Raw genomic sequence first — 8847 nt, 5'->3', positions numbered from 1 at the left:
CCCTTGTACGACGGCGATGCGCTGTCCACGGACGACCCCTCCCAGCATGACCAACCAGAAGATCATCCCACCCGGTCAGTCAACGTGACAGTGCCTTCGAGCACCCTTGGGGCCGCGAGCAGCACGATCGTGGCCCGCTGCCGAGCGTGGTGCGGGATCTTGGCCGTATGCCATCTTCTTGAGCTGGTGACGTTCGGAGGCGGCCAGCATGACGGGTACAGCGAGGCGGGTGGGCAGGCGATAGTGGTTGTAGGGAGTGCCGACCGAGGCGCCGAGCAGAGACGCGATGGCCTCGATGCTGTTCTCGGGGTTGGGCAGCATGTCGCGGGCGGCGCGCAGCAGCTTGTCATTTCCACTCACCAGGTCGCCGAGAGTTCGGATCATGTAGGTGAGGCCGGGGACTTCAGCCACCTGATCGCCCTCGGGGATGCGGGCCGGAACTCCCTTCTGGTCAGGACTGGTTGCGGAGTTTCTTCTTGTCGATCTTGCCCAGGGCGGTGAGGGGTAGCGCGTCGACGAGGTGGAACTGCTTCGGGACCCAGAGTGTGCCCTTGCGGGCGCGGACGTGGTCCATCAGCTCGGCGGGGGTGGCGTGCTGTCCGGCGTGCAGGACCACGGTGGCGGTGACGGCTTCGCCCCAGTGCGGGTCGGGTGTGCCGTAGACGGCGGCGACGGCGACGGCTGGGTGGGTGGCGAGGGTGTCCTCGACCTCGCGAGGGTAGATGTTGAACCCGCCGGTGATGATGGTGTCCTTGATCCGGTCGATGATCGTGATCAGGCCGCTGTCGTCCCTGCGGGCGACGTCCCCGGTGTGGAGCCAGCCTCCTTCGAGAGCGGCTGCGGTCTGCTCGGGCTTGTTCCAGTAGCCGTCCATCACGAGCGGTCCTCGTACGCACAGTTCGCCTGGCTCGCCGGCCGGTACTTCCCGGCCGTGCGGGTCGCGCAGGGTGATCTCCACGCCGGGCATCGGCCGGCCGCAGCTGCCCAGGACGGTCGGGTCGTCGCGGTGTTCGGCCGGGTCCAGGACGGTCAGCGCGTTGGGGGCCTCGGCCTGGCCGTAGTGCTGGCTGAGCACGGGGCCGAAGAGCCGGTAGGCCTGGGCGAGCCGGGCGGGGTCGGCGGGTGCGGCACCATACAGGACCCAGTTCAGCCCCGACAGGTCGGCTGCGGGGAGCCGGGGGTGGTCGAGCAGCGCGTAGAGCATCGTGGGGACGACGAACGTGGCGCTCACGCCGTGGTGCTCGATCGCGTCGATGACGCGATCCGGGTCGAAGGAGGGGTGCAGTTCGAAGCTGGCGCCGTGCAGCAGGCCGGGTGCGACGAGAAGGCCGGCGGCGTGCGACATGGGGGTGGTGATCAGGAAGTGGGTGTCCGGCGGCCAGGCCCAGGTGGAGCAGGCCCAGGCGTTGGCGAGCAGTGAGCGGTCGCGCAGCATCACGCCCTTGGGTTCGCCGGTGGTGCCGCCGGTATAGAAGAGGTAGAGGGCGGGGCCGCGCGGGTCGTCGGGGCCGGGGGGTGTGTCGGCGGCGAGGCGGTCGAGTTCGGCGAGGGTGATCGTCTTGGTGCCGTCGGGGCGGGCGCGGGAGGCGAAGCGTGTGTCGTCCACGATCAGGTAGTCGGAGGCGCTGTCGCGCAGGATGGTCCGGTCGGTGTCTGCGGTGGCCAGCGGGTGCAGGGCGGTGTAGCGCAGTCCGGCCAGGCAGGCGGCGGCCATGACGGTGAACGCTTGCGGGTTCGGGCCGCACAGCAGGGCGAGCCCGTCGCCGGGGGCCAGGCCCAGTCGTCCGAACGCGGCTGCGGTGCGTTCGATCCGTTCCGCGGTCTCACCGTAGGTCCAGGTGTGCTTCGTCCCGTCGTCGCCGGTGAACCGGAAGGCGGTGCGCTCGGGCCGCCTGCGCAGCGCCGACAGGATCAGGTCCGCGTAGCCGGGTCTCATCGGGTCCTCCCCAGGATGGTCACGGCGGCCACCGCCTCCTCGATTCCGTAGAGGCCGCCGCCGTTCTCGGCGATGGCGATGCGCGCGTCGGGGACCTGGCGCCCGCCCGCCCGGCCGCGCAGCTGCGTGACCAGTTCGAAGACCTGCGCCAGTCCGGTGGCGGAAACCGGGTGGCCGCGCGATTGGAGTCCTCCCGACGGGTTCACCGGAAGGGCGCCGTCGAGTGCGCTTGCACCCGAGGCCGACCACGGGCCGCCGTCGCCGATCGGGCAGAATCCCAGGTTCTCCGCCTGCTGGATCTCTCCGAAGGCGGTGGCGTCGTGGACCTCCGCCACGTCGACGTCCTGCGGACCGATGCCGGCCTTCTCATAGGCGGCGAGCGCGGCCCGGCGGCCGATGTGCCGTGCGGCATCGTTCGTCGCCCGGTCGGTGCCCGACAACAGGGCACTGCTCAGTACCGCCACGGCCGACTCGTCACGGGTGGAGTCGGCCCGCGTCACGACGGCGGCGGCGGCCCCGTCGCTGACTGGTGAGCACATCGGCACCGTCAGCGGCCACGCCACCCGCCGCGCCGCCAGGATCTCCTCCGCGGTGAACGCTCGGCGGAAGTGGGCTCGGGGGTTGTGGACGGAGTGGGCGTGGTTCTTCGCCGAGACCGCGGCCAGGTGGGCTTCGGTGGTGCCGAAGCGCTGCATGTGGGCGCGGGCCAGGGAGGCGTAGATCTCCATGAACACCGACCGGTCGCCGTCCACGGACAATTCGGGCGGCAGGGGGTCGGTCAGGGCGGCGAGCGCGGCCAGGGTCTCCTCGCGGTGGGCGACGTCCATGGCCCCGTCGAACACCGCCAGCCCCTGGGCGGGATCGGCGCAGACGAGCTTGTCCACGCCGACGGCCAGGGCGACGTCCGACAGGCCCGCCCGCACGTGGGCGATCGCCAGCCACAGGGCTGTGGCACCGCCCGCGCAGGCGTTCTCCACATTCACCACGGGTACCCCGGCGAACCCGTGCGGGCGCAGGGCGACCTGGCCGGGGATCATGTGCTGGCCGTCGATCGCCTTCTGGCTGACCGTGGCGTGGAAAACGGCGCCGACGTCGGCCGGGGCGAGCCCGGCGTCGCGCAGCGCCTCGTGCGCGGCCTGGCCGGCGAGGTCGCCGGCACTGCGGTCGAGGTGGCGGCCGAAGGGGGTGGCTCCGACGCCGAGGATGAGTGCTTCGCGGTTCATGACACGACCCGGTTGCGCAGCACGCCCAGGCCGGAGACTTCGAGTTCCACGGTGTCGCCGGGTTCCAGGAAGCGGCCGTGCTCCAGTCCGCAGCCGGTGGGCACGGTGCCCGAGCACAGGATCTCTCCGGCGTGCAGCCGGGTCGACTGGGAGGCGAAGGCGATCATGTCGGCGAAGGTGTGGTGCATGTCGGCGGACGTGCCCCGGCTGGCCTCCTCACCGTTGATGCGGGCGGTCATCGTGAGCAGGTACGGGTCGCCGAGCTCGTCGGCGGTGACGATCCACGGGCCCAGGACGTTCGAGTCGGTGAAGTCCTTGCTCTTGCTCAGGCCCAGCCCGGTGGCGATCTCCTCCAGCTGGGTGTCGCGGGCGCTGAAGTCGTTGAAGATTGTGTAGCCGAAGATGTACGACGGAGCGTCCGCCGTGGGGATGTCCGTGCCGCCGCGGCCCAGCACGCAGGCGAACTCCAGCTCGTAGTCCCGCACCGAGGAGTATGCGGGCCAGTGGATGTCGCTGTCGTGGCCGGTCACGGAGAGCCGGTTGGTCACGTAGTACAGCGGGCGTTCGAGCATGATGGCGGGTAGTTCGACCTGGTCGGCCGGGATGCCCTGGATCCGGGAGCGGGCATTGCGGAAGTGATCCATGAAACTGCCGAAGTCCCGGATTTGTACGGGCCTGGGCAGCGGGGACAGCCAGCGCACCTCGGACGCGGCGACGACCGCTTCGGACGGGGCCTGTTCGGCAAGCCGCTGCAGGGTCTGCCGCACGGGTTCGCCGCCGTCGATGATTGTCTGCATGGTGGTCAGCGCGGGGGCGTGCTCGCCGGTCACCAGGCGGTGGGCGCGGTCGAGCAGCAACAGGCGCTCGCCCTGATCGAGTACGAGCGCGGTCCGCTCGACGCGGTCGTGCTCCACGGTTGCGAGTTTCACGGTCGGTTCCTCTCCTCAACAGGGTGCAGGGGTCGGTCTGCGGGGATCGGGTGTCAGGCGAAGGCCACGACGCGGGCCGGGGCGGCGCTCGCGCGGGCGATCTTGATCGGGAAGAACGCCACCCGGAACCCCGACGGGGGCAGCGCGGCAAGGTTCGTCAGCTGCTGGACGATGAAGACCTCCCGCTCGCGGCCGGCCCGGTGGCCGTCCCACAGCACGGAGTTGTCGCCGCTGTCGCGGAACTTGCCCGCCATCACGGAGAAGCTCAGGTCCCAGCCCGCGGCGTCGGTGCCCAGGACCTTGGCCCCGAGGTCGGCCAGGAACAACGTCGACTCGCGGCTCATGCCCGGGTAGCGGAAGAACGCGGGGTCGGACAGCCCGTACCCCTCCTGGCCGGTGCGCAGCAGGACCGCTCCGCCGGCCGGGACCGGGGCGCCGTTGTCGGCGAGGGCGGACTCCAGCGCCTCGACTGTGATCGGGGCGTCCGGTTCGCATCGGTCGCGCAGGTCCAGCACGAGCGCCTCGCACCACAGCTCGTCCAGGGCGATGTCGGTGATGGTGCGGGCGGGCCTGCCCTCGCAGGTCGAGCCGTAGTGCAGCGGGGCGTCGACGTGGGTGCCGAGGTGGGAGTTGAAGTCGGTGAGCAGTTCCGCGCCCCAGCCCTCGCCGTCGGGCAGGTCCTCGACGCTGCAGTGCATGGCGGCGGCGAACTGCTCTCGGCCCTCGCCCGTCGGGTGCGCGTAGGCCACGGCTGGCGCGATCACCGGGGCGAGCGGGCGCAGCTGCTCGGGGAGCCGCTCGCGGTCGGCGGGGTCCAGCGTCCTGGTGAGGTCGATCAGTTCCATGACGAACCTTCCTTAGTTATTGGACGCTCAGCATAGAACTGGACCGATAGCATAGGCAAGAGTTCGCCGCCCGGCGCCGCCCGGCCGGCGTGGCAGAATCGGCCGTGTCAGGCCGCCGCAACGTTGGGAAGGACACCGCGTGGGTGCGACCCGCAAGCAGGAGATCTCCGCCGAGACCCAGCGCCGGCTGGTGGCCGCCGCGTGGGAACTCGCCGCCGAGGGCGGGTCCGCCGCGGCGTCCGTCCAGGCCGTGGCGGAGCGCTCCGGCATCAGCCGGGGCTCCGTGGCCTGGCACTTCGGCTCGAAGGACGGGCTGCTGAAGGCGGTGATCGAGGAAGCGTTCCGATGGGGCACGGACTTCATGCGCGAACGCCTGGCCGCCGCCGGGCCGGACGCTGGAATCGAGGCGCTGATCGAGGCGAACTTCGCCCTGATGTCCCGGCCCGAGGCGCACATCTTCTCGGCACTCCTGATCGAGGCGGTGAGCCGCGAGTCGGCCCTGCGCACGACGTACGCCGAGGAGTACGCCAAGATCCGCGGCCTGTACGCCGACCACCTGCGCGCGACCGGTGCGCACGTCACCGACCCGGAGGCCGTCGCGGCGGCACTGCTCGGCGGCACCCTGGGAATCAACATCCAGCACCGCCTGGACCCGGCCCTGAACCGCCGACGGGCTGTGACCGCGATGACGGGCATCTACACGGACGCGCTGTCCGGAACCAGACCTGACACCCCGTCCGGCACCTGACCCACACCCGCCCCCGGGCCGCGCCGGACGAGGCCGGTCACCAGCGCGCCGCCTAGGGCCAGGGTCACCACGATGCCCCGGGCCTCGATGTCCTCATGCTCCGCGCCCAGGCGCAGATAAAGGGCTGAAGGAAGGCACCGCGGTGGCCACCGGAGAGGGCCGCGCCGTCCTCGGCGACCCGCTCCGTGCCCTGACCTGGCTCGCCGGACGGCTGCACCGCGCCGGCGACGAACTGCGCGCCGGGCAGCTGGTCCTGGCCGGGGCCGTGCACGCCAGCCTCCCGCTGGAGGCCCGGAGCACGGTGCGCGCCCGCTCGCCGCATCTTCCGCCGGTCGAGCTGCGCGTGCGCTGATCCGCAGCACCCTGCTGAACCCCGCACCCCTCATGCACCACCCCTTCCCTTGAATGAAGGAGCGGCCGATGGCTGCTGATGAACAGCGTCTGCGTGTCGCGGTACTCGGCGCGGGCCTGATCGGGATCGACCTCGCCGACAAGATCCACCAGTCGCAGAAGCTGGAAATGGCCCTGGTGGCAGGGCGCGACCGGGACAGCCTGGGGCTGGTCCGGGCGGCCGAGATGGGCCACCCGACCACGGCCGGCGGGATCCGCGCCGTGGTGGATGCCGGGCCCTTCGATGTGGTCTTCGACGCCACCAACGCCGACAGTCACGCCGAGCACTGGGCGGCGCTGCGCCCGACCGGCACCACGCTGATCGACCTGACCCCCACGGGCCTTGGCACGGTCATCGTCCCGGGGGTCAACAGCCACCGGTCGGCGGCCTACCGGCACGTGAACCTCGTCAGCTGTGGCGGGCAGGCGGCCATTCCGGTCCTGTACGTAATCTCTAAGCATTGCACCCCCATCTACGTCGAGTGGTCTCCACCGGGGCGAGCGCGAGCGCCAGCCGGGCCACCCGCCTGAACCTCGACCAGTACATCGCCACCACGTCCGCCGCGATCCGGACCTTCACCGGCACCCGGGACGTGAAGGTGATGGTCAACCTCAGCCCCGCCCGGCCCGCCCCGCCGTTCCGGGTGGCCATGACCGTCCACGCGGACGGCATCCGCCCCGCACCGGTCCGCGCGAGCATCGCGGTCGCCGCCCAGGCCGTGCGCGCCTACACGCCCGGGTTCAAGGTGACCTCGCTCGCCGTGGACCCGGGCCGGATCTCGGTCGCGGTAGAGGTGACCGCCTCCGGCGGCCGCCTGCCCCGCCACGCCGGAAGCGTCGACATCATCAACGCCGCCGCCGTCCTGCTCGCCGGGCAGTCGGCCGCCGCCTCCCGATGAAGGGAACCCCACCCGTGAACACACACCCGCACGATCGGCCCCGGATCCTCCTGCACGACCCGACCCTGCGCGACGGCCACCACGCTGTCGGCCACCAGCTCGACGCCGACCAGCTCCGTGCCTACGCCACCGCCGCGAACGTCGCCGGAGTGCCAGTCGTGGAGGTCGGTCACGGCAACGGCCTGGGCGCCTCCAGCCTCCAGATCGGCCGCTCCAAGCTCGACGACGCCACAATGCTCACCACCGTCCGCGAAGCCCTCACCTCGTCGCGGATGGGCGTCTCGCCATGTCTGCGCCACCAACTGCACTTCCTTTATGCGCGTGGTGTTGTTGGTCTGGTTGTCAGTGTTGCGCTTCCATGGCGTCGCTCGCGGTGGCGGGCCACGGCGTCGTTGTTGGCGCAGCGCACTGAGCAGTAGGCGCGTCTGCCGTTGCGGGAGGTGTCAACGAAAGCCAAAGAGCAGTCGCGTCGTGCACAGCGTCCCAGCCGCTCGGCGTCGGCGGAGCAGATGACGTAGGCGAGCCCGGCGGCGGTGATGGCGCGGATGTGCGCGGCCGGGTCCGCGCCGGTAGCGCTGTAGTGCAGGTGGGGCTGTCCGTCGTGCAGAGAGATACGGGGGCTGCTCGAAGCGTCGGCGAGGAGCGCATTCACCGCATCGCACCGCTCGTCGAGGTTCTGTCGCCCGAAACACGCGGCCAGGCGCCGGCTCCATGTCCAGATGGTCTCGACCTGCGCGGTGGTGAGCGTGCGGTTCACCACGCCGTGCACGGCCAGGAGCTGTTCCAGGTCTGCGGAATGGGGTGCCTCGGTCAGGTTGACCAGGTCAGCGGCAAGTCGGGCGGCCTCACCGCCGTAATGGTTGAACTGCATAAGACAATTACATCATCGTGTGACCGGGTTGTACCGGGGCGACAGGCCGAAGCGCCGTATGGCCTTGGGTGGCCTGCCGGATGACACCGGATACGACGAGAACTCGGAGGCACGATGGTGCAGGCTGTCCGCTTGTCGAGGCAGGGGACCGCGACGGCGCCGGCGTTGATGCTGGTCCAGATCGCCAGTCTTCAGGCGGGGTCGGCCGTCGCCAAGGAGGCGTACGCATCCGTCGGTCCCTCGGCTCTGGCCGGTATGCGGCTGTTCTTCTCCGCCGCGATCCTTTGGCTGCTTGTCCGGCCGTCACTGCGCACGGTCACGGCGGTGCAGTGGCGTGCAGTGATCCCGCTCGGCTTGGTCTTCGCGGCCATGAATGTGGCGTACTTCCAGGCCATCAGCCGCCTGCCGATCGGCGTGGCCGCGACCGTGGAACTGCTCGGCCCGCTCGCCTTGTCGATCGCTCTGTCCCGTCGGCTGGAGCATCTCGTGGTGGCGTTGCTGGCACTGGCGGGCGTACTGCTGCTGACGGGCCCGGGTGCCTCGCTGTCCGTTGCCGGGCTGGTGCTGGGAGGCGCAGCCGCGCTGTGCCGGGCCGGGTATGTGGCCCTGAGCCGGCGGGTCGGACGGCTGTTTCCTGACTGGACGGGCCTGTCGCTGGCGCTGGCCTGCGGTGCTTGCGTCTTGACCCCAGTCTCCGCTGTCACGGGCGGCGTTGCGGTGGCGACCCACCCGGCGGTTCTCCTCATCGGTCTCCTCGTGGCTCTTCTGTCCTCGCTGATTCCGTACGTGCTGGACATGACGGTGCTGCGGCGTATCGATGCCCGCGCCTTCGGGGTGCTTCTCGCACTGAGCCCCGCCGTGGCGGCGGCCGTCGGTTTCCTTCTGCTGCGCGAGCAGCTGACCGTACGCCAGCTAGTAGGACTTTGTTAGGTACCCCAAGTGATCCTCGTTGGATAGATTGTGATCTTCTTTCAGTTGTGACTCCTGAGGAGATGGAAGAGGTCCG

Annotated in this window: 11 protein-coding genes and 1 pseudogene; 6 read left to right on the top strand and 6 right to left on the bottom strand. The window is 70.5% G+C overall.

The window, feature by feature from the left end:
• Positions 1–75: 75 nt before the first annotated feature.
• The 5 genes from ACIPEK_RS45705 to ACIPEK_RS45685 are packed head-to-tail and all read right to left on the bottom strand — an operon-like array spanning position 76 to position 4933.
• Positions 76–411, bottom strand: a complete 336-nt coding sequence (locus ACIPEK_RS45705; protein ID WP_402008743.1) for a hypothetical protein — start codon at positions 409–411, stop codon at positions 76–78.
• A gap of 40 nt (positions 412–451) precedes the next feature.
• Complete coding sequence (locus tag ACIPEK_RS45700; protein ID WP_402008741.1) at positions 452–1936, bottom strand: AMP-binding protein; 1485 nt, start codon at positions 1934–1936, stop codon at positions 452–454.
• Positions 1933–3159 (bottom strand): thiolase family protein, encoded by a 1227-nt coding sequence (locus tag ACIPEK_RS45695; protein WP_402008739.1) that lies wholly within the window; start codon positions 3157–3159, stop codon positions 1933–1935. The genes ACIPEK_RS45700 and ACIPEK_RS45695 overlap by 4 nt, the downstream gene beginning before the upstream one ends.
• Positions 3156–4088 (bottom strand): fumarylacetoacetate hydrolase family protein, encoded by a 933-nt coding sequence (locus ACIPEK_RS45690; RefSeq protein ID WP_402008737.1) that lies wholly within the window; start codon positions 4086–4088, stop codon positions 3156–3158. The genes ACIPEK_RS45695 and ACIPEK_RS45690 overlap by 4 nt, the downstream gene beginning before the upstream one ends.
• Before the next feature lie 53 nt (positions 4089–4141).
• The gene (locus ACIPEK_RS45685; RefSeq protein WP_402008735.1) at positions 4142–4933 is read right to left on the bottom strand and encodes a cyclase family protein; all 792 of its coding nucleotides are present in this window, start codon (positions 4931–4933) and stop codon (positions 4142–4144) included.
• Between the two features lie 139 nt (positions 4934–5072).
• Between ACIPEK_RS45685 and ACIPEK_RS45680 the strand changes: the two genes are divergently transcribed.
• The 5 genes and pseudogenes from ACIPEK_RS45680 to ACIPEK_RS45660 all read left to right on the top strand — a co-directional run.
• The gene (locus ACIPEK_RS45680; protein ID WP_402008733.1) at positions 5073–5681 is read left to right on the top strand and encodes a TetR/AcrR family transcriptional regulator; all 609 of its coding nucleotides are present in this window, start codon (positions 5073–5075) and stop codon (positions 5679–5681) included.
• A gap of 142 nt (positions 5682–5823) precedes the next feature.
• Positions 5824–6033, top strand: coding sequence for a hypothetical protein (locus ACIPEK_RS45675; RefSeq protein ID WP_402008731.1), 210 nt, complete (start codon positions 5824–5826; stop codon positions 6031–6033).
• 68 nt (positions 6034–6101) lie between these two features.
• Positions 6102–6602 carry a hypothetical protein gene (locus tag ACIPEK_RS45670; protein ID WP_402008729.1) on the top strand — a complete coding sequence of 167 codons (501 nt, stop codon included), beginning with the start codon at positions 6102–6104 and terminating at the stop codon, positions 6600–6602.
• A complete protein-coding gene (locus ACIPEK_RS45665; RefSeq protein WP_402008727.1) occupies positions 6554–6970 on the top strand; it encodes a hypothetical protein in 417 nt (138 codons plus the stop codon). Before ACIPEK_RS45670 ends, ACIPEK_RS45665 begins: the two co-directional genes overlap by 49 nt.
• Positions 6967–7248: pseudogene (locus tag ACIPEK_RS45660) on the top strand (hypothetical protein); the annotation flags it as partial. The gene ACIPEK_RS45665 and the pseudogene ACIPEK_RS45660, both read left to right, overlap by 4 nt.
• A gap of 35 nt (positions 7249–7283) precedes the next feature.
• Here the strand turns inward: ACIPEK_RS45660 and ACIPEK_RS45655 are convergent.
• A complete protein-coding gene (locus ACIPEK_RS45655; protein WP_402008725.1) occupies positions 7284–7841 on the bottom strand; it encodes a CGNR zinc finger domain-containing protein in 558 nt (185 codons plus the stop codon).
• Between the two features lie 132 nt (positions 7842–7973).
• On the opposite strand from ACIPEK_RS45655, the gene ACIPEK_RS45650 reads away from it, so the two are divergent.
• A complete protein-coding gene (locus tag ACIPEK_RS45650) occupies positions 7974–8771 on the top strand; it encodes an EamA family transporter (protein ID WP_402008723.1) in 798 nt (265 codons plus the stop codon).
• The last annotated feature ends 76 nt before the right edge of the window (positions 8772–8847 follow it).

The sequence above is a fragment of the Streptomyces sp. NPDC088246 genome, assembly GCF_044741025.1.
In the GTDB taxonomy this organism is placed as follows: Bacteria; Actinomycetota; Actinomycetes; order Streptomycetales; family Streptomycetaceae; genus Streptomyces.
The sequence above is the reverse complement of the archived record's forward strand: the minus strand, read 5'-3'. Positions and strand labels throughout refer to the sequence as shown.

Bases quoted from the DNA above. Each gene is read 5' to 3' on its own strand.
- ACIPEK_RS45700 (WP_402008741.1), bottom strand. From the start codon at position 1,936: ATGAGACCCGGCTACGCGGACCTGATCCTGTCGGCGCTGCGCAGGCGG.
- ACIPEK_RS45695 (WP_402008739.1), bottom strand. From the start codon at position 3,159: ATGAACCGCGAAGCACTCATCCTCGGCGTCGGAGCCACCCCCTTCGGC.
- ACIPEK_RS45685 (WP_402008735.1), bottom strand. From the start codon at position 4,933: ATGGAACTGATCGACCTCACCAGGACGCTGGACCCCGCCGACCGCGAG.
- ACIPEK_RS45670 (WP_402008729.1), top strand. From the start codon at position 6,102: ATGGCTGCTGATGAACAGCGTCTGCGTGTCGCGGTACTCGGCGCGGGC.
- ACIPEK_RS45655 (WP_402008725.1), bottom strand. From the start codon at position 7,841: ATGCAGTTCAACCATTACGGCGGTGAGGCCGCCCGACTTGCCGCTGAC.